General features: G+C 70.9%; 19 protein-coding genes. 10 read left to right on the plus strand and 9 right to left on the minus strand.

The window, feature by feature from the left end; genetic code table 11:
• Window positions 1–25: 25 nt before the first annotated feature.
• Window positions 26–880: a hypothetical protein gene (locus ACFV9C_RS22010; protein ID WP_380196187.1), complete on the plus strand. Its 855-nt coding sequence runs from the start codon at window positions 26–28 to the stop codon at window positions 878–880.
• On the opposite strand, the gene cphA is transcribed toward ACFV9C_RS22010, so the two are convergent.
• Window positions 881–3,670 (minus strand): cyanophycin synthetase, encoded by a 2,790-nt coding sequence (gene cphA, locus ACFV9C_RS22015; protein WP_380196188.1) that lies wholly within the window; start codon window positions 3,668–3,670, stop codon window positions 881–883.
• Between the two features lie 6 nt (window positions 3,671–3,676).
• On the minus strand, window positions 3,677–4,720 hold the full coding sequence (locus ACFV9C_RS22020; RefSeq protein WP_380196190.1) for a cyanophycinase: 1,044 nt from the start codon (window positions 4,718–4,720) through the stop codon (window positions 3,677–3,679).
• Between the two features lie 202 nt (window positions 4,721–4,922).
• Here ACFV9C_RS22020 and ACFV9C_RS22025 point away from each other — a divergent pair, with 202 nt between their 5' ends.
• Window positions 4,923–5,942 carry a hypothetical protein gene (locus tag ACFV9C_RS22025; protein WP_380196191.1) on the plus strand — a complete coding sequence of 340 codons (1,020 nt, stop codon included), beginning with the start codon at window positions 4,923–4,925 and terminating at the stop codon, window positions 5,940–5,942.
• Between the two features lie 127 nt (window positions 5,943–6,069).
• Here the strand turns inward: ACFV9C_RS22025 and ACFV9C_RS22030 are convergent, their stop codons facing one another.
• From ACFV9C_RS22030 to ACFV9C_RS22045, 4 genes are all read right to left on the minus strand, one after another.
• Window positions 6,070–7,425, minus strand: a complete 1,356-nt coding sequence (locus tag ACFV9C_RS22030; protein WP_380196193.1) for a glycoside hydrolase family 16 protein — start codon at window positions 7,423–7,425, stop codon at window positions 6,070–6,072.
• Between the two features lie 66 nt (window positions 7,426–7,491).
• Window positions 7,492–8,373 carry a GNAT family N-acetyltransferase gene (locus ACFV9C_RS22035; protein WP_380196194.1) on the minus strand — a complete coding sequence of 294 codons (882 nt, stop codon included), beginning with the start codon at window positions 8,371–8,373 and terminating at the stop codon, window positions 7,492–7,494.
• Window positions 8,374–8,383: 10 nt separating this feature from the next.
• A complete protein-coding gene (gene serB, locus ACFV9C_RS22040; protein WP_380196196.1) occupies window positions 8,384–9,601 on the minus strand; it encodes a phosphoserine phosphatase SerB in 1,218 nt (405 codons plus the stop codon).
• Between the two features lie 52 nt (window positions 9,602–9,653).
• Window positions 9,654–10,388, minus strand: coding sequence for a hypothetical protein (locus ACFV9C_RS22045; protein ID WP_380196198.1), 735 nt, complete (start codon window positions 10,386–10,388; stop codon window positions 9,654–9,656).
• Between the two features lie 61 nt (window positions 10,389–10,449).
• Here ACFV9C_RS22045 and ACFV9C_RS22050 point away from each other — a divergent pair, with 61 nt between their 5' ends.
• The 4 genes from ACFV9C_RS22050 to ACFV9C_RS22065 all read left to right on the plus strand — a co-directional run bounded on the left by ACFV9C_RS22050 (window position 10,450) and on the right by ACFV9C_RS22065 (window position 13,914).
• Window positions 10,450–11,232, plus strand: a complete 783-nt coding sequence (locus tag ACFV9C_RS22050) for an ABC transporter ATP-binding protein (RefSeq protein WP_380196200.1) — start codon at window positions 10,450–10,452, stop codon at window positions 11,230–11,232.
• A gap of 70 nt (window positions 11,233–11,302) precedes the next feature.
• Window positions 11,303–11,809 carry an NfeD family protein gene (locus ACFV9C_RS22055; RefSeq protein ID WP_380196201.1) on the plus strand — a complete coding sequence of 169 codons (507 nt, stop codon included), beginning with the start codon at window positions 11,303–11,305 and terminating at the stop codon, window positions 11,807–11,809.
• A gap of 81 nt (window positions 11,810–11,890) precedes the next feature.
• On the plus strand, window positions 11,891–13,060 hold the full coding sequence (locus ACFV9C_RS22060) for an SPFH domain-containing protein (protein WP_380196202.1): 1,170 nt from the start codon (window positions 11,891–11,893) through the stop codon (window positions 13,058–13,060).
• 107 nt (window positions 13,061–13,167) lie between these two features.
• Window positions 13,168–13,914, plus strand: coding sequence for a sulfite exporter TauE/SafE family protein (locus ACFV9C_RS22065; RefSeq protein WP_380196204.1), 747 nt, complete (start codon window positions 13,168–13,170; stop codon window positions 13,912–13,914).
• A 28-nt stretch (window positions 13,915–13,942) separates the two neighbouring features.
• Here ACFV9C_RS22065 and ACFV9C_RS22070 read toward each other — a convergent pair whose 3' ends face one another.
• On the minus strand, window positions 13,943–14,593 hold the full coding sequence (locus tag ACFV9C_RS22070; protein ID WP_380196206.1) for a TetR/AcrR family transcriptional regulator: 651 nt from the start codon (window positions 14,591–14,593) through the stop codon (window positions 13,943–13,945).
• Window positions 14,594–14,643: 50 nt separating this feature from the next.
• Here ACFV9C_RS22070 and ACFV9C_RS22075 point away from each other — a divergent pair, with 50 nt between their 5' ends.
• Together ACFV9C_RS22075 and ACFV9C_RS22080 are read left to right on the plus strand one after the other, a co-directional pair.
• Window positions 14,644–15,597 carry a zinc-binding alcohol dehydrogenase family protein gene (locus ACFV9C_RS22075; RefSeq protein ID WP_380196207.1) on the plus strand — a complete coding sequence of 318 codons (954 nt, stop codon included), beginning with the start codon at window positions 14,644–14,646 and terminating at the stop codon, window positions 15,595–15,597.
• A 15-nt stretch (window positions 15,598–15,612) separates the two neighbouring features.
• A complete protein-coding gene (locus ACFV9C_RS22080; protein WP_380196209.1) occupies window positions 15,613–16,047 on the plus strand; it encodes an organic hydroperoxide resistance protein in 435 nt (144 codons plus the stop codon).
• Here the strand turns inward: ACFV9C_RS22080 and ACFV9C_RS22085 are convergent.
• Together ACFV9C_RS22085 and ACFV9C_RS22090 are read right to left on the minus strand one after the other, a co-directional pair.
• Window positions 16,034–17,107 carry a flavin-containing monooxygenase gene (locus tag ACFV9C_RS22085; RefSeq protein WP_380196211.1) on the minus strand — a complete coding sequence of 358 codons (1,074 nt, stop codon included), beginning with the start codon at window positions 17,105–17,107 and terminating at the stop codon, window positions 16,034–16,036. The genes ACFV9C_RS22080 and ACFV9C_RS22085 overlap by 14 nt on opposite strands.
• A 102-nt stretch (window positions 17,108–17,209) precedes the next feature.
• Window positions 17,210–18,763 carry a LuxR C-terminal-related transcriptional regulator gene (locus ACFV9C_RS22090; protein WP_380196213.1) on the minus strand — a complete coding sequence of 518 codons (1,554 nt, stop codon included), beginning with the start codon at window positions 18,761–18,763 and terminating at the stop codon, window positions 17,210–17,212.
• Window positions 18,764–18,801: 38 nt separating this feature from the next.
• Between ACFV9C_RS22090 and ACFV9C_RS22095 the strand changes: the two genes are divergently transcribed.
• A complete protein-coding gene (locus ACFV9C_RS22095) occupies window positions 18,802–19,095 on the plus strand; it encodes a GNAT family N-acetyltransferase (RefSeq protein ID WP_380196214.1) in 294 nt (97 codons plus the stop codon).
• Window positions 19,092–19,619: a YbaK/EbsC family protein gene (locus ACFV9C_RS22100; RefSeq protein WP_380196216.1), complete on the plus strand. Its 528-nt coding sequence runs from the start codon at window positions 19,092–19,094 to the stop codon at window positions 19,617–19,619. Before ACFV9C_RS22095 ends, ACFV9C_RS22100 begins: the two co-directional genes overlap by 4 nt.

Consider the following 19,619-nt stretch of genomic DNA (forward strand, 5'->3'; position numbering starts at 1 on the left):
GGGTTGGGGCTGGAACGGGGTTGTGATGCGCTACCTGTGGTCGATCCCGGCCGCGGTGGTCGCCTGGTTCGTGGGCGGCTTCTCCGCGACGTACCTGAAGGGACTCCCGGAGGGTACGACGTACTTCGTGCCGCCGCGGATCGACCTGCTGGTCCTCGGCGGCCTCACCGGCGGCGTGCTCGCGGGGCTGCTGATCGGGCGGATCCGGATCGCCGTACCGGTGGTGCTGGTGGTCGCCGCGGGCCTGTGGTGGGCGACCGGGACGCCGTTCGGCGAGCTGAAGCTGCTGATCACGTTGCTGGCGGCAACCGCCGTCGGCGCGTTCTTCGGCGCGCTCGGCACCCGGAGCTCGGTGGTCGCGGCGTTCGCGCTGGCGTTGCCGGTCGCGTGGACCGCGATGCGTCCGGCCGAGCAGCTGACCGACTGGCGCTGGCTGTGGCAGCTGAACGGCGCGCTCGTCGGCGCCGGGCTCGCACTGTTGCTCTACATCGCCTGCTGGAAGCGCGGCTGGCGGTCCGTCGGCGCGTGGATCCCGCTGACCGGGTTCTACCTGGTCTGCTTCGCCGTCGTCGAGGCGGTGCGGCTGGTCAGCGCGTCCACCGGTAAGCCGATGGACGCCGTCGGCAACGCCTCGACCGACGCGTTCTTCCAGGCGTTCGAGCCGCTGCTGCGGACGTACTGGCCGTGGATGGTGGTCGGCGTACTGCTGGCGATCCCGATGGTCACGCTCAAACTACGCGCCCTGCCGCCGGCACCGCCGGCCCCGGACCCGTACGCCGACAAGTCGAACGACGCCGTACTGTCCGACGACCTCGACTGGATCGACCAGGTGGAGCCGCGCCGCCGGCTGCTGCCGAAGCGGCAGCAACCGGCGTCCTGATCAGCTCATCGCGTCCTCGGCGATCTCCTCGTCCGGCTGGACGAAGTCCGGGTCGCCGCCCTCGTCGCCCGAGCGGGCGCCGGCCTGGGCCAGGTGCGAGACCGACTCGAGTTCCGCCAGCACGGACTGGTGCTGGTCGACGCACAGGACCACGAGGTCGCCCGGGTTCGACAGGTCGAGCGCGTAGCGGACCGCGTCGAGCTCGTCGAGTACGACGTCCACCCGCCGGCAGCGGGCGCCGCTGTCCATCGCGGCCCGTACGCCCGCCGTGACCAGGTCCGCCGACTCGCCGCGCTTGCGCCCGCGCAACCGGGCGTCCTCACGGACCACGACCACGTCGAAGTGCTGCGCCGCGACCTCACCGAGCTCGCGGAGGTCGTCGTCGCGCCGGTCGCCCGCGGTCGCGATGACGCCGATCCGCGAGGGCCGGCCGAGCTCCGACGACGCGTTCAGGCTCTCGCCGAGCCGGTCCACGAAGTCGCCGAGCATCCGCATCGCCGGCGCGTTGTGGCAGTAGTCGACGATCACGCTCCGCCCGTCGACGTCGATCTCGTTCAGCCGACCGGGGGAGAGGTAGTACGACGTGCTGAACGTCCGCAGGCCCTGCCGGATGTCGTGCAGCGGCGCGCCGGCCGCGAACGCCGCGGCGGCCGCCGCCATCGCGTTCTGCACGTTCATCATCGCCCGCCCGCCGAACGTTGCCGGCAGCAAGTGCGTCCAGGCGAGCTGCATCGACCGGCGGCCGTGCTTCACCACGATCATGTCGCCGAGGTCTGAGCGCTCCAGGACCACGGCCCGCCCGCCGCGCCGGCAGTGCCCCTCGATGTAGTCGCGGACCTCGCTGCCCGGCTCGGACATGCTGAACCAGACGACCTGCCCCGAGCACTTGCGGCGCATCTTCCGGACCAGCGGGTCGTCGGCGTTCAGTACGGCGTACCCGGTCCGTGGCACCGCCTCGACCAGCACCGACTTCACGTCGGCGAGCTGCTCCAGCGTCTCGATGCCGCGCATGCCGAGGTGGTCCGGCTGCACGTTCAGCACGACGGCCACGTCGTTCCGCTCGTACCCGAGCCCCTCGCGCAGGATCCCGCCGCGGGCCACCTCGAACACCGCGAAGTCGACCCGCGGGTTCTGCAGCACCATCCGCGCGGACTTCGGGCCGGACGCGTCCTGCCGGATCACCAGCCGCTCGTCGATCACGATGCCGTCGGTGGACGTCATCCCGACCTTGCGGCCGAGGCCCTTGAAGACGTGGCTGATCATCCGCGCGGTCGTCGTCTTGCCGTTCGTCCCGGTCACCGCGACGATCGGGATCCGGCTGGTCGCGCCGGGCGGGAACAGCATGTCCACCACGGGCTTCGCGATGTACTGCGGCTCGCCGATCGTCGGGTTGGTGTGCATCCGGAACCCGGGTGCCGCGTTCACCTCGCAGATCGCGCCGCCGGTCTCGCGCACCGGCTGGGTGATGTCCGGGCAGATGAAGTCGATGCCGGCGATGTCCAGCCCGATCATCCGGGCCGCCTCCTCGGCGATCTCGACGTTCTCCGGGTGCGCCTCCCAGGTCCGGTCGATCGAGATCCCGCCGGTGGACATGTTGCCGGTGAGCGTCAGCTTCACCATCACGTCCTCGGGTGGTACGTCGTCCAGCTCGAAGCCCTGGTCGCGGACCAGTTGCCGGGCCGCCGCGTTCACCGTGATCCGGGTGAGGATCTTCTCGTGGCCGACGCCGCGGCGTGGGTCGGCGTTGGTGATGTCAACGAGTTCGGCGACCGTGTGGACGCCGTCGCCGACCACGTGCGCGGGCACGCGTTCGGCGATCGCCTCCATCCGGCCGTTGATGATCAGGCACCGGTAGTCCTTGCCGGTGACGAAGTTCTCCACGATCACGAAGCCGCGCCGGGACTGCTCGGCCGCGATCGGGAACGCGTCGCGAAGCGCGTCGGCGTCCTGCAGGTTCAGGCAGACGCCGCGGCCGTGGTTGCCGTCCAGCGGCTTGCAGACGACCGGGTACCCGATCTTGTGCGCGACGGCGACCGCCTCGTCGACGGTCCGGACCGACTCAGACCGCGGCACCGGCAGGCCGGCGGACGCGAGCAGCCGGGTGGTCAGGTCCTTGTCGCTCGCGACGTCGACCGCGATCGACCCGGTCTCGGACGTCATCGTGGCCCGGATCCGCTTCGCGTGCACGCCCTGCCCGAGCTGCACCAGACTGGCCTTGTTCAGCCGGATCCACGGGATGTCCCGGGACACGGCCTCGTCCACGATCGCCTGCGTGGACGGGCCGAACGCGGTCCGCTCCGCCTGCTTGATGAACTTCTCGAGCTCCTGGGTGAAGTCGAACGCCGGGTCCGGCTCGACCAAGTTGTTCACGAACCGTACGGCGAGTTCGCCCGCGGCCAGCCCGACCGCCTCGTCGGCGTACGCGTAGGTGATGTTGTAGACGCCCGGCGACCCCTTCACCTGCCGGGTCTTGCCGCGGCGCATGTCGTGACCGGCCTCCTGCTGCAGCTGGAGCGACACGTGCTCGGCGATGTGCCCGAGCCAGGTGCCTTCGTACAGCCGCTCGATGAACCCGCCGCGGCGGCCGCGCGAGCAGTGGTGCTGGTCGAGGCGCGGGAGGTCGGCGAGCAGCCGCTCGGTGAAGCCGGGGATGGTGTTCGAGGGGAACTTCTCCAGCGAGCCGAGGTCGACGACCAGGTGGATCGCGGGGTCGTAGCTCCAGACGTTCGGGCCGCGGTAGACGCGGGTCTCGATGATCTTCAGGTCAGGCGAGGGTGTTGCATCGGTCATGGGGCGTCACTGTTCTGGTTGCGTGCGGTCGGGGAGCTCTGGGTCGGCGCCGGCCTTGATCGGCTCGGTCGCCTCCGGTCTGGACTCCCCGGCGGCAGCGGCCTTGGTACGGCGTCCCGCCCGCCGCTTGCGTTCCGCGTAGTACCGCGGCGACACGCCCTCCGCGGCGATCTCCTTGGCCAGCTTGCGCAGATCTGCCTCGGCCGCAGCCATCTCCGCGATCTCCGCGGCCGGCGGCTGCGGGCCGTACGACAGCAGCACCCGGTGCTCCAGGTCGAACGTCGCGGTCGCGGGCAGCACGTGCAGCACGACACCGGACGCGAGGATCGGCTCGGAGCGCTTCGCGTTGTGCGCGTTCGAGGTGATCCGGGTGCCGTCGAAGATCGTCACCGCGCCCCGGCCGACGACCTCCAGGTGGGTGCCGCGGACGACCGCAGCGGTGTCCTCGTCGACGCCGATCCCGAGCAGGCCGGGGGACTGCGCGACCAGCGACAGCAGCCGGCCGTACCGGTTCCGCTGGGCGAAGTGCTGGTCGACGATCGCGCCCTGCACCAGACCGAGCCCGCCGGCCAGCTGGCTCATCCGCTGCCGCGGGGTGGCGCCGGAACGCCCGAACGCGATCATGTGCTCGGCCAGGATGCTCGCGCCCGCCGACGTACCGCCGACCGCCGCACCGCGCGCGTGCGCGGCCGTCACGGCGCGGCCGAACGCCGTACCGGTGACGACACCCGCGAGCTTGAGCTGGTTGCCGCCGGTCATGAAGATCCCGGTGGCGTCGTTCAGCGGCGCGATGAAGGCCGGGTCGTCGGCGTCCTCCCGGTTCTCCGGGCGGACGCCGACCACGCTCTCGGCACCCAGGGCGGCGAAGAGCGCGCGGTACACGTCGATCACGTCGGGCCCCAGCGCGGACGCCGTGGGCACCACGACGATCCGCGCCTTCGACCCACCTGCCGCCTCGACGAACTCCTGCAGCACCGTCCGCTTCTTCAGCTTGTCCTCGGCACCACCGATGGCGAACAGGGCACCCGGCCCACCCTGCAGTTCAGACATAAGCGGAAGCCTAAGCCCTCGCGCCCCTTCCCCTCGCGCACCGCCGTCCGCACCGACTCTCCCCGACTTTGAGAAGCCACCGACCATTCTTCGCGTCGATTCGTGGTCGGTGGCTTCTCAAAGTCGCATCGCTGCTGCGGAGTTGTCCACAGGGAGGCGGGGACGGGGCGCGGGGCTGCGGGTTGTGGCAGATGCTGGGGGGATGGATCGATTGGCTGACGATGTCCGTCTTCGGGTGCTGGAGCTCGTTCGGACGCCGCGGGACCGGCAGGTCTTGCTCGCCGCCGGATTGCGGGACGCCGACCTGCGGCGACTTCTCCGCCGGCGGGTGCTGCAGCACCACCATGGCCATTACATCGACGGTCGGCTGGACGAGGGTCTGGCGCGCATCGCCTGCGCGCAGGCCTCGCACCCCGGCTCGGTTGTGAGTCACTTCAGCGCGGTCCGCCTGGCAGGTCTGCGCAGCTGGACGGACAGCCGGCGTCCGGCAGCGCCGCCCACAAGTGCCACGTGGTTGACAAGGCCGGCCGCGACCAGGCGGAACCAGCGCCGTGCGGACATCGTCGTACGGCGGGCGGCCCTGGAACCGGTCGATGTGTCCCGGCAGCTGTGGTTGCCGGTCACGAGTCCCGCGAGAAGTGTGGTGGATCTGGCCCGCGCCTTGCCGTTCCGCGAGGCGATCGTGACGGTGGACCACGCGCTGCGCAGCGGGGTTTCGCTCGACGATCTCGAAGGTGCCATGGAGCGGCAGTTCCAGTGGCCGGGCATCCGCCGGGCGCGGACCACGATCGGCTTCGGCGACCCGAGGGCGGAGTCGGTGCTTGAGTCGATCGCCCGATCGGTCTTCGCTGTTGCCGGCTTGCCCGGGCCGATCCTCCAGGCACAGTTCTGGGACGGCTACGCGTGGATGCCGGAACGCGTCGACTTCTGGTGGCCGGAGTTCCGGACCATCGGTGAGGCGGACGGTCTCGCGAAGTACGACAGCGAGAGCCCGGCGGAACGGCGCCGTCAGCTGCGGCGCAGCTACCGGCGTGACCAGCGGCTGAGCGACCGGGCCGTCGAACTCGTGCACTTCGGCTGGGAAGACGTCCTCGATCCGCGTTCGGACGTGATCGCCCGTCTCCGGGCCGCGTTCGCAAGGGGCCGATCCCGCCCCGGCGACCCGCCGATCTGGCGGTCGGCCGACCCGCACGACCCCACCCACGACCTCCACGCCGCCTGACACCCGACCCCGATGTCCACTTTGAGAAGCCACCGACCGTTCTCAGGGCTCGACGGTGGTTGGTGGCTTCTCAAAGTTGGGATGCGCCGGGCGTGCGGCGGAGGGTAGTGGGTAGTGGGTTAGTGGGTTAGTGAGCGAACGTGAACCAGTTCAGGTTGACGAAGTCGGCCGGCTGGCCGCTGGTGAAGGTGACGTAGACGTCGTGGACGCCGGTGACCGCGGACATGTTCGCGGGGACGGTGCGCCAGGACTGCCAGCCGCCGGTGTTGGCGATGGCGAAGCTGCCGATCGGTGGGTTCGACCTACTGTCGAGCCGTACTTCGACCAGCCCGCTCACCCCGCCCGCCGCACCCGAAGCGACCCGGGCGACGAACTGGGTCGCCGGTGTGCTGCCGAAGTCGATGCCTCGGTACAAAGCCCAGTCACCGTTGCCGACCTGCATCAGGTTCTGGCCACCGCCTGTGTCGGTCGTGGTCTCCAGGCCGGTTCCCGACTGCTGGCTGTACGACTCCGCCTGCAGCGTGCTGTACGCCGACGAGCTCGGCGGCGGGGGAGTCGTCGTGCCGCCGCCCTTCGTCGACACCGCGACGTAGTCGACGACCATCGGCTTGTCCGGGACCGTCGACGCGCGCGGCGTCGGGCCGTTCAGCGCGTCCGGGAACGCGCCGCCGATCGCGAGGTTCAGCAGCACGAAGTACCCGGCGTGCGAGGTCATGTTCGCCCAGGTGTCGGCCGGGAACTGGCTCTGGCTGAGCGAGTGGAACTGCTGCCCGTCGACGTACCACCTGAGCTGGTTCGGTGAGACGGAGGTGTCCCACTCGAAGCGGTACGTGTGGAAGGCGGACTGGCAGGTCGATCCGGGACACGCACGGTTCGCGCCGAGGCCGGTGGTCTCGTTGCAGGCGCCACCCGGGTTCACGCCGCAGTGCAGCACGCCCCAGACCGAGTTGATCCCGTTGACGTTCTCCATGATGTCGAACTCGCCGATGCCCGGCCAGTTCCAGTAGTTCCCGCGGTACGGCGAGCCGAGCGCCCAGAACGCCGGCCAGTACCCGAGCGCGGCGTCGCCGGTGACGTTCGGCATCTGGATCCGGCTCTCGATCGCCAGCACCCCGCCGGCCGGCGGTTTGAAGTCGGCGCGCTGGGACTCGATCCGGGCCGACGTCCAGTTGCCGGCCGCGTCCCGGCGCGGGGTGATCCTCAGGTTCCCGGTGCCGTCGAGGGACAGGTTGTCCGGGCTGTTCGTGTAGTTCTGGATCTCGCCGGTACCCCAGTTCCCGGGGCCGCCCGGGTAGCCGTGGCCGGTGTCGACGATCCAGTTCGTGCTCGACGGCAGGCTGCCGTTCGGGCCGTTGAAGTCGTCGCTCCACATCGTCGACCAGCCGGCGGGCGGCGTCGGTACGTCGGCCTGGGCGGCGACGCCGAGCGTGGCGACGGCGAGCAGTGGGGCGATCAGGGCGAGTGCGAGGGGGCGGATCCGCATGTCGACCTCCAGGGGCGGTGGATGAGGCCAATGTGAGCGCTCTCATGCCACGCTGTCAACAGCTCGTCACAGCTCCGTGCGGTAGACCGTCGTACTGCGCCGGACCGACATGCCGAGGCGCTGGTACATCGCGAGCGCGCCGGTGCCGGAGTGCGTCCAGAGCGTCAGCGTCCGCCGCCCGCGGCGCCCGGCCTCCTGCGCGGCGACGGTCAGCAGCGTGCGGGCGATGCCGCGGCCGCGGAAGTCTTTCCGGACGGCGACCTGGTCGACGTACCCGTCGGGGGAGTCCGGGAGTTCGAGGCCGATCACCACGCCGACGATCTCGTCACCGGCCACCGCGACCGGCGACAGCGCGGGGTCGAAGCTCGGGCGCTCGATGCTGGTCCCGGCCCACTCCTCGTACCCGTGCCGGCGCGGCTGCCACTCGTCGAACGCGTCCTGCACGACCTGGTGCGCCACCCGCTCGTCACCCGGCGCGAACGGGCGGACCGTCACGCCGTGCGGGATCGTCGGCGCCTCGCCGTCGACCGGCCGCTCGAGCAACCAGTTGGTGGCGAGTACGTCGTACCCGCGCGCCCGGAGCAACGCCGTACCGGCCTCGTCCGCGTCGTCGACCGTCTGCGCGAGCCAGTCGCTCTCGTGCTCCCGGGCGCGCGCCTCGGCCCAGTCGAGCAGCTCGGTGCCGAGACCGCGGCCGGCGTACGACGGGTGTACGTCGATCTGCGAGCGCCGGCCGCCGTGCACCCAGGCCCAGGCGACGATTTCGCCGTCGGGCGTCTCGACCACGCGGGTGTCGAGGTCGAGCGTGATCAGCGGGCGCCGCAGGTCCGCGGCGACAGCGTCGGCCGCCGACTCCACCTGCCCGTGCCAGGCCCGCTCGTTGGCGGCGATGACGGCGTGGATCGCGGGCGCGTCGTCGAGCGTCGCGGGTCGGGTGCTGAACTCCATACCCCGGATCTTAGGCAGGGTTGTCGGCGTCGGCGTTCTCGACTTCCTCGCGGGTGATGCCGAGGAGGTAGAGGATCGTGTCCAGGTACGGGACGCTCAGGTGGGTGTCGGCGGCGGCGCGGACCACAGGCTTGGCGTTGAACGCGACGCCGAGGCCGGCGGCGGCGAGCATGTCGAGATCGTTGGCCCCGTCACCGATCGCGACGGTCTGGCTGAGCGGCGTACCGGAGCGGGCCGCGAACTCGCGCAGGGCGGTCGCCTTGCCCGGCCGGTCGACGATCTCGCCGACCACGCGGCCGGTGAGCTTGCCGTCGGCAATCTCCAGTTCGTTGGCCTTCGCGTAGTCGATGCCGAGCTCGGCCGCGAGCTGGTCGGTGATCTGGCTGAACCCGCCGCTGACGATCGCGAACTGGTAGCCGAGTCGCTTCAGCGTCCGGACCAGGGTGCGGGCGCCGGGCGCGAGCTCGATCGCGGCGTACACCTCGTCGAGGGCCGAGACCGGAAGGCCTTCGAGGGCCGCGACCCGGTGCGTGAGCGACTCCGCGAAGTCGAGTTCGCCGCGCATCGCCTGCTCGGTGACGGCAGCGACCTCGTCCAGGCGGCCGGCGTGGGCGGCGAGCATCTCGATCACCTCGCCCTGGATCAGCGTGGAGTCGACGTCCATCACGATCAGCCGCTTCGCCCGCCGGTACAGGCCGCCGTCCTGGACGGCGATGTCGAGGCCCTGGCGGACACCCTCCAGTGCGAGGACGGTGCGCAGGGCCTCGGGTTCGACGCCGGAGACGGCGATCTCCATCGCGGTCACCGGGTAGCGCGCCATGCGGCTGATCCGGTCGATGTTCGCGCCGGTGTCGGCGATCCGTCCGGCCACCGCGGCGAGCCCGGAGGCGGACAGCGGGTGGCCGATCACGGTCACCTGGCTGCGGCCCTTGCGGCGCGGCTCGTTGTCGCCGACACCCTTCTTCACCGAGATGTCGACGTCGAGGACGTTCGCGAGTGCCTTCAGTTCTTCCTTCAGGTCCTTGTGGTCGCGCGGCGCGGACAGCAGTACGCCGAGCACCAGACGGCCGCGCAGGACGACCTGCTCGGCGTCGATCACCTCGAGCCCACGGGTCGCCAGGGTGGACAGCACCGCGGACGTCAGCCCCGGCCGGTCGGTCCCCGTCAATGTCACCAGCAACGTCGGCCGCTCGGCCGCTGCCGTCTCCATCTCACCCAGTCCTGTCATCTCGCCGCAAACCTACCCAAACCAGATGACAGTCAGATGTCCGGTCCAGATCTCAGTCACGAACGGGTGGGGCGCAGGCTGCTACCAGTGCGCGGCGGGCGGCGGTGGCCAGTTCCAGGAGGGCTCGGCGGCGGGCGTCGGCCTCGGCGCCGGTTACTGCCGCACCGTCGTCCTCGAGCGCAGCGTCTGCGATGGCCAGACATCTGCGGGCCGTTGCCGCGGCCTTCACCGCGCGGGGTTCGTACCCCGGCGCCAGCTCGTCGCCGGTGCCGCGGCCGATCTTCCGGATGTCGATCAGCGCGTCCGCCACCTCCGGCTTCCACCTCGCGACCTCGAGCGCGGCCAGCGAGTCCGCGGCATCGATCAGCGCCATCCGCAGCCCCCGGTCCGCCTCGCCGAGATCGGCGGGCACCGGCGGCGCGGCCGGCAGCACCGCCCACTGCACGGCCGGTCCGACGTACGCCGGCACCAGCCCGATCTCCGGCCCGGTGAGTACGACGGCCTCCCCGGTCTCCAGCGCCGCCTCGTTGAACGCGGGCGGACCGGCCAGCCCGATCGGGTCGCCCGGCACCGGCAACGCGAGATGCGCCTGCGTCGTACCGGCGGCCCGCAACAGGTTGAGCGCCACCGGCAACGTGGCCGGCTCCGGGTGCCCGGCGAGGCCCGCGACGTGGTGACCGACGTCGTCGCCGAGGATCTTGTGCGCGGCGGTGTCGGGATCGCAGGCGCCGGTCAGCATCGCGTTCGTCCAGACGGTGAACCGGACCGAGGCGGAGGTCGTCAGCACGCCGTAAGTCTCGCACCACCCACCAGCGGGCCGAAAACGGCGACCCCTTAGGTTTTGGTGCATGACTGCAGTGGTGGAGCTGGCCGGGGTGTCGGTCGTTCGTGGGGACGCGCGTCTGCTCGACGGGATCGACTGGACGATCGACGAGGCCGACCGGTGGGTGGTGATCGGGCCGAACGGCGCCGGCAAGACCACGCTGCTGCAGATCCTGGCCGCCCAGGTGCACCCGACGTCCGGTGTGGCCGGGCTGCTCGGCGAGGTGCTCGGCGCGGTCGACGTGTTCGAGCTGCGGCCGCGGATCGGGCTGACCAGCGCCGCGCTCGCGGACCGGCTGCCGAAGAGCGAGCGGGTGTCCGACGTGGTGGTTTCCGCGTCGTACGCCGTCCTCGGCCGCTGGATCGAGGAGTACGACGAGCTCGACCACGAGCGCGCCACCGCGTTGCTCGCCGAGCTCGGCATCGCGCACCTGGCGGACCGCACGTTCGGCACGCTGTCCGAGGGCGAGCGCAAGCGCGTGCAGATCGCCCGCGCGCTGATGACCGACCCCGAGCTGATGCTGATGGACGAGCCCGCGGCGGGCCTGGACCTTACGGGTCGCGAACAGCTGGTCCGTTCGCTGAGCTCGATCGCGACGGCCGCCGGTGCGCCCGCGATGGTGCTGGTCACCCACCACGTCGAGGAGATCCCGCCGGGCTTCACGCACGCGCTGCTGCTCAAGCAGGGCAGGATCGTCGCGGCCGGCCCGATGGACCAGGCGCTGACCGCGGAGAACCTCAGCGACACCTTCGACCTGGCCCTCACTCTCAAGCAGGAGGACGGCCGGTACACGGCCCGCGCGCTCTGACACGGATCCGGCAGCGCGTGTGACGCGTCGAACCCCTGCCGGAAACCCCCGACCTGGATAGGCTTGGGAAATGATGGATTGGCTGCGGGACAACATGTGGGCGGCGTGGCTGACGATCGCCGCCGTCCTCGGCCTGGCGGAGCTGGCTTCGCTCGATTTCACGTTGCTGATGCTGGCCGCCGGCGCGCTCACCGCGGCGGGGGTGGCCGCGTTCTTTCCGGGGCTGCTCTGGCTGCAGATCGTCATCGGGCTGATCACCGCGGGCGCGATGCTCGGCGCGATCCGGCCGATGATCGTCCGCAAGATCCATCACGGGCAGGAGCTGAAGACCGGTTCGGCGCACGTCATCGGCCGCACCGGGACGGTGGTGAAGGAGATCCATCCCGACGGCGGCGGCTCGATCCGGCTCGGCGGCGAGCTGTGGACGGCGCGCCCGTACGACGAGATCTCGACGATCGCCCCCGGTACCCGCGTCGAGGTGATGTCCATCGACGGCGCGACCGCGGTCGTGTACCCGGTCAGCGATCCGTTGCCGCAGATGGAGACCCCGAAACCCCAGGACCCGCCGCAGTCCTGAGCGTCGGGTGGTCCCCTACTCGCAGTAGTGTCGGAGGTAGGGCGGCAGACTGCCCGTCCGAGTGTTCGAGTGGAGGGTCGAGTGACCGCGTTCCTCATAGTCCTGGCACTGGTCGCCCTGGTGGTGATCGTGACCTTGGTGAAATCCGTCCGGGTGGTGCAGCAGCAGACCGTCGGCATCGTCGAACGGTTCGGTAAGTTCAAGACCGGGCTGCAGCCGGGCCTGAACCTGCTGACCCCGTTCGTCGACAAGGTCCGCTACACCATCGACATGCGCGAGCAGGTGGTCGCGTTCCCGCCGCAGGGCGTCATCACCGAGGACAACCTGATGGTGTCGATCGACTCCGTCATCTACTTCCAGGTCAACGACCCGGTGCGGGCGACGTACGAGATCTCCAACTACATCCAGGCGATCGAGCAGCTGACCATGACCACGCTGCGGAACATCATCGGTGGCATGGACCTGGAGCAGACGCTGACCTCCCGCGAGGAGATCAACGAGAAGCTCCGGTACGTGCTCGACGAGGCGACCGGCAAGTGGGGCATCCGGGTGAACCGGGTCGAGCTGCGGTCGATCGACCCGCCGCCCTCGATCCAGGACTCGATGGAGAAGCAGATGCGCGCGGACCGGGACAAGCGCGCCGCGATCCTCACCGCGGAAGGTATGCGGCAGTCCGCGGTACTGTCCGCCGAGGGTCAGAAGCAGTCCGCGATCCTCACCGCCGAAGGTGACAAGCAGTCCCGCATCCTCCGCGCCGAGGCCGAGCGGCAGGCCCGGATCCTGAAGGCACAGGGTGAGGCGCAGGCCATCACCACGGTCTTCAACGCGATCCACGCCGGCAAGCCGGACCAGGGTCTGCTCGCGTACCAGTACCTGCAGATGCTGCCGTCGATCGCCCAGGGCGACGCGAACAAGCTCTGGATCGTGCCGAGTGAGATCGGCGACGCGCTCAAGGGTCTCGGCTCCGCGGTCGGCCAGGTGGCCGGGATCGCGAAGCAGGCCGAGGGCGACTGGCACGCGCCCGAGCTGTCGAACGGCGAGGTGCCGGAGCTCGACTCCGCCGCGGCGCCGGCCGCAGTGGCGGAGGCCGACAACGCGGTCCGCGAAGCGATCGCGGCCGCCGAGTCCGCGGCCGTGAGCACCCGCAGCCAGGCCGCGCCGACGATGCCGGCGGTCCCGCCGCCGGCGCCGTCCCAGCAGCCCCCGGCCCCCGCCCAGGAGCCCCCGGCGCAAGAACCCCCGCAGCGCTGACAACACCCACCAGAACCCTCCCGGACGCTCGTCCGGGAGGGTTCTTGCCTGTTCAACCGCCGGACAGATCTGCGGGTGCCGGAACAGGTGCGTAAAGTCTCTGAGCGATGACATGGTTCGAGGCGGTGTTCGTCCTGCTGGCCGGGATGGGCGCGGGAACGATCAACGCTGTGGTGGGGTCGGGCACGCTGCTCACGTTCCCCGCCCTGCTGGCCGTCGGTATTCCTCCGGTGCTGGCGAACGTCAGCAACACGGTCGGCCTGGCGCCGGGTGCCGCGGCCGGCGCGATCGGATACCGCCGGGAGCTCGAAGGGCAGCGCGGCCGGATGCTGCGCCTGGTGCCCGCCTCGGTGCTCGGCGGCATCCTCGGGGGAGTGCTGCTGCTCACCACGCCGGACTCCGCGTTCCACGCCGTCGTACCGGTGCTGATCCTGCTCGGCTGTCTGCTGGTCGCGTTCCAGCCGTGGCTGTCGAAGTGGATCAGCGCGCCGTCGCACCTGCACCGCGGCGCCTGGTGGGTGATCCCGGCCGTCTTCGCGACCGGTGTCTACGGCGGGTACTTCGGCGCCGCGCAAGGCGTGCTGCTGATGGCGATCCTCGGCCTCGGCCTGGACTCGAACCTGCAGCGGATGAACGGGTTGAAGAACGTGCTGGCGACCGCCGTGAACACCGTGGCCGCGATCCTGTTCGTGGTCGTCCACGACATCGACTGGCTGGTCGCGGTGCTGATCGCCGTCGGTTCGACGATCGGTGGTTTCCTCGGCGCCCGCTACGGCCGCCGGCTGCCGCCGATCGCGCTCCGGGCGCTGATCGTCTGCATCGGTGCGGTGGCTATCGTCACGATGGTGTTCTGAAGAAAGGAAAGAACAGGAGGGGAGGGGGTCACGATGGTGTTCTGAGGGTCAGCCCGGCGAGCAGCAGGTCGAGCCCATAGTCGAACTGCTCGTCGCCGCCCGTCGTCCGGGCCAGCTCCGGCGCCAGCTCGACGACCGACGGGAACTCGCGCGCCGACAGCGACTCCATCGACGCCCGCAACCGCCGCCACGCTTCCGGGTCCCGGCGTTCGGCGGCCATCTGGATCTCCCACGACGTCGACCCGAGCACGTACGTGAACAGGGTCGTGTGCGTCCGTGCGGCCGTCTCCGGGTCGAACCCGGCGGCCCGCAGTACGCCGAGCAGCCCCTCGGCGACCCGCGCCGTCTCGTGCCCGCTCAACGGCCGGCCCGCAAGTAGTTGCGCCAGGCAAGGATGCTGCAGCATCAGCAGCCGCAACGACCGGCACACCGACCGGACTTGGTCCGGCCACGGCACATCAGCCGGTACGGCGGGGAGCAACGACATCAGGTGATCGCGGACGGCGTCGTACAGCTCGTCCTTGTTCCGGAAGTAGGTGTAGAGCGCCATCGGGCCGACGCCCAGCTCGGCGGCGACCCCGCGCAGGCTGAACGCGTCCGCGCCCTTGGCCTCCATCAGCTCGAGCGCCGTCCGCACGATCAGCTCCGCGCTCAGCGTGTTCCGCGGCGTCCGCGCCATGTGACCCAGCTCCCTTCGAACTTCCTAACGTACAGTGTATAGTACGGTGTATGCGAGCCATTCAGATCACCGAGTTCGGCGGACCCGAGGTCCTGAAGATCAGCGAGGTCCCGGCGCCGGTCGCCGGCGACGGCCAGGTGCTGATCACGGTCGACCGCGCGGGCATCAACTACGCGGACACCCACCAGGTCGAGAACAGCTATCTCTCGAAGACGGAGCTTCCGCTGATCCCCGGCGGCGAGGTCGTCGGTCACACCGCGGACGGCCGGCGCGTGGTCGCGCTGGTCGGTTCCGGCGGGTACGCCGAGCAGACCGTGGCGCACGCGCCGTACGCGTGGGACGTGCCGGAGGGTGTCACCGACGGCCAGGCGCTCTCGCTCGTGCTGCAAGGGACGACCGCGTGGCATCTGCTGAAGACCTCCACGCACCTGCAGCCGGGGGAGTCCGTCCTCGTGCACGCCGGTGCGGGCGGTGTCGGCTCGCTCGCCGTGCAGCTCGCGAAGCTCTGGGGCGCCGGGCGCGTGATCGCGACCGCTTCGAGCGAGGAGAAGCGCCGGCAGGTCCTCGAGCTCGGCGCGGACGCCGCGATCGACGGTACGCCGGAAGGCCTGAAGGACCGGATCCTCGAGGCGAACGGCGGCAAGCCGGTCGACATCGTGCTCGAGATGGTCGGTGGCCCGACGTTCGACGAGTCGTTCGCCGCGCTGGCCCGGTTCGGCCGGCTGGTGACGTTCGGTGCGGCGTCCCGGCAGCAGGCCGCGCCCATCGACCCGAGCCGGTTGATGAAGGGCTCGAAGACAGTCGCCGGCTTCTGGCTGGCCGACTGCTTCGCGAACCCGCGGCTGCTCGGCGATCCGCTGGCCGAACTGTTCGGCCTGACCGCCGAAGGCACACTGACCCCGATCGTCGGCGGCGAGTACGCGCTGTCCGAGGTCGCCACCGCCCACGAAGACATGCGTGCCCGCCGTACCGTGGGCAAGCTCCTGCTCGACCCCACTCGCTGAAGGAGAAACCCAGCTATGACGATCGCTGTTGAGAAGGTTCTGTACACCGCCAAGGCCACTGCGGACGGCGGCCGGGACGGCAAGGTCGGGACCGACGACGGCAAGCTCGCCGTCACCGTCGCGCCGCCGGTCGAGATGGGCGGCAACGGCAACGGCACCAACCCGGAGCAGCTGTTCGCGGCCGGGTACGCGGCGTGCTTCCACAGCGCGCTGAAGGTGGTCGCCCGCCGCAGCCGTCAGGACGTCGAGGGCTCGACCGTCACCGCCGAGGTCGGCATCGGCCCGATCAACGGCGGCGCCGGGTACGGCCTCGAGGTCGCGCTCGTCGTGAGCCTGCCGGGCATCGAGGACCGAGCCGCCGCGGAGGAGCTGGTGGCGCAGGCGCACCAGGTCTGCCCGTACTCGAACGCCACCCGCGGCAACATCAAGGTCGACCTCAAGGTCGCGTGACTCCCGCCGGGACCGCCGCGTTCCGGCGGTCCCGGAGGTGCCGGATCAGGTACCGGGCGTCCCGGTCCAGCCCCTGGATCGTCGCCGAGGCGACTGCGAACTGGAACTCCGCTCCGAGGTACATCAGCCGCGGATCGTCGTCCGAGATCCCGCGCGTGTGCGGTCCGTCGGGCAGGTCCAGCCAGCTGTGGTCCGGCCCGGACCCGGTGCACCAGACGACCGTCCGTACGTCGCTCAGCACCTCGCCGTCCGCGGTCACCGGGTAGCCGTCGCGCACCGACTCGATCCGCCCGTGCCGTACGACGCCGGCCGCCTCCACCTGCTCGATCTTGTTCCGCACCAGGTTGACCCCGTGGCCCCGCATCGAGGCCATCACCTTGCGGCCCATCGGCGTACGGCGGGTCAGTACGTGCTTGAACGCGAACATCACCAACGGCGTCGTGAGATGTCCGACGCGGGTGTCGATGTCGACCGGGACCTGCCCGGGGTGCCGGCCGGCGAGCCGGGTCGGATGCGTCTTGACCGCCTCCAGCGCAATGTCGGTGCCGGAGTTGGCCGCACCAACGACCAGCACCTCGCCGTCCGCGAACTGCTCGGGATTGCGGTACTCCAGCGAGTGCAGCTGGCGGATCGCCGGATCGAGCTCGGCCGCGAACGCCGGCCGTTGCGGTACGACGTGCCACCCGGAGGCGACGACCACCCGGTCGGCGAAGTACTCGCCGGAGTCGGTGTCCACCAGGAAGCCCTGGGCGTCGCGGGACACCCGCGTCACCTGGACACCGGTCTGCACAGGCAGCTCGAAGTGCGCGGCGTACCGCTCGAGGTAGTCGGCCATCTCGTCGCGGGTCGGGCAGTCCTTCACCGGGATCCGCAGGCCGGGCAGGCTCGCGTACCGCGGCCGGCTGAACAGCCGGAGTGCGTCGTACCGGCGTCGCCACGAGTCGCCGATCCGGGCGTCGGCCTCGAGGATCACGAAGCTCTCGCTCAGCCGGCGCAGGTAGTAGCCCATCACCAGACCGGCCTGACCACCGCCGATCACCACAGTCCCGAACCTGTCCATCACAGCCCCCTCAGTACGTCGCTTGTCCAGCAACGTAGGACTGTGGACCCGGCTGCCACATCGCCCGACCACGCCATCACCGCCGCGGCGGCATGGTCATTTCTACCCAGACACCAGTCCGTGCGAGTAGGCGTACGCCGTCGCGGCGGCGCGGCTGGACACCCCGAGCTTGCCGAAGATGTTCGAGACGTGCCGGGCGACGGTCCGCTCGCTGAGGAACAGCTGCTCGGCGACGCCGCGGTTGGTGGCGCCGGTGGCGAGCAACCGCAGTACCTCCAGCTCCCGCGGACTGAGCCCGCCGGCCCGGCCGCCGGGGTCGAGCGCGGCCAGGTCGGCCACCGCGCCGAGCCGCTCGAACACCGCGCGGGCGCCGTCGATCTCCATCTGCGCGGCATCGCCGTCACCCAGCGCCCGGCAGGCGCGAGCCACCAGGAGTCGCGTACGGGCGGCTTCGTACGGCGTGTCCAGCTGCTGCCACAGCGACCAGGCACGCCGCAGCGGCGGGATCGCCTCGCGCAGGTCGCCGCACGCGATCCGGACCGCGCCCTCGGCGTACGCCGCCACGGCCTGCAGGTACGGCAAGTCCACGCCGGCGAGCGTCGCCAGCTCGGTGGCGGCCGTCCGCGCGGTGTCGTAGTCGCCGGCGTCGATCGCGAGGTCGACCCGAGCGGCCAGCAGGTCCGGGAGGTTCTGCGATTTCTCGGCCAAGGCGCGCTCCAGCCCGGCAAGCGCGGCGGCCTGATTGCCCTGCGCCGCCCGGAGTCTGGCGAATCCGGGCTGGACCTCGGCCCCGTGAGCGGCTGCCTGCTGATAGGCCTGCTCGGCGGCGGCGTACCGACCGCGCTGGCGCTCCACCTCGGCCAGCCGGTACCAGGCGTCGCCCCCCGCTTGGGTCTCGGCCAACCGGCGGCAGGCGTCCTCGGCAGCATCGGCCGCCTCGGCCCACGCGCCGCGCAGCTGGAGGATCTCCGCCCGGTGCACCAGGCATGCGCCGCGGTACGGCACGAGACCGGACTGCGCGTCACACCAACCGGTCAGCGCCCGGGTCCACTCCTGCGCGCGGCGGATGTCGTACATCTGCATGCTGATGTCGACGACCGCGCAGTACGCGAGTCCGGAGACCTCGGGGCCGATCCGGCCGCCGGTCACGTGCACCATCGCCTCGTCGAGGGCGGCGAGCGCCTCGGCTCCGCGGGCCATCATCATCAGGCAGCGGCCGCGGCCGAGCGTGGCGAGGACCAGCAGTTCGGCGTCGGCGGTCAGCCCGGACGACTGCTCGAACATCGGCAGCGCGGTCGCCGCGTCGCCGGCCATCATCAGCGCGGCGGCGTCGGCCTGCAGCCGCATCGCGGCGAACTCGGCGCTGTCGTCGGCTACCTGCCGCTCGATCCGCGCCCGCCAGCCGGCCGCGTGCGCGACCTCGCCGCGGTTCTGCAGATGGAAGCCCAGCCAGAACGCGGTCCGCGCCGCGCGCCTGCGGTCACCGGCTGCCAGGTGACCTTCGTACGCGCGTTCCCGGCACTGCGCGACCTCGTCGTCGCGTCCGAGGACGAACGCGGCGACCGCGAGCCGGTCGAGGTCCGCAGGCGGCAATGGGGCGTGCCGGTCGGCCGCCGTCAGCTCGGCGTACTCGGTAGGCCAGTCGTGCTGCTCCATCGTCTGTTCAATCTACCGGCCTGACTAGAGTGGCGGGCATGGAGAACGAGATCAGCGTGGTCGACGCCAAGGAGCGGTCCAGGTACGAGGCGGTCGGCCCGGACGGCAACCTGATGGGGTTCGTCGACTACAAGCTGTACCCCGGGGCGATCACCTTCCTGCACGCCGAGACGCTGCCCGAGTTCCGCGGCCGCGGGGTGGCCGGACGGATCGCCACCAGGTCGCTGGAGGACGCGCGGGCGCTCGGGCTGCAGGTCAGGCCGGCCTGCCCGTTCTACCAGGACTTCCTCGCGGAGCACACCGAGTACGCCGACCTGGTGAAGAGCGCATGACCGGCCCGGTGATGGGCAAGCTCGAGTGGCAGCCCGCGGCCGACGTCCCGGAGTTGCTCGCGGCCCCGGTCCGCGCGGCGCTCGGTGACGTTGCGGCGTACGCCGTCGCGATCGATCCCGGCCTGGCGGACACGGCCGCGTTCTGCGCGGAGTACGACGTACCGATGGCAGCCTCGGCGAACTGCGTCATCGTCCACGGCAAGCGGGCCGGCGAGTCGACGTACGCCGCCGTGATGGTGCTCGCGACGCACCGGGCGGACGTGAACGGCGTGATCCGCAAGCACCTCGGCGTGCGGAAGATCTCGTTCGCCGCCCAGGACGACGCGGTCGGCTCGACCGGCATGGAGTACGGCGGGATCACGCCGATCGGACTGCCCGCGGACTGGCCGGTCCTGGTCGACGAGGCGGTCGCGAACGCCGGGCCGGTCGTGATCGGCAGCGGCGTACGCGCCTCCAAACTGCTGCTCGACGGCGCCGACCTCGCGAAACTTCCGACCGCCGTCGTGCTGCAGCTCGCCGGCTGA

Source organism: Kribbella sp. NPDC059898 (assembly GCF_042730855.1).
Lineage (GTDB): Bacteria > Actinomycetota > Actinomycetes > Propionibacteriales > Kribbellaceae > Kribbella.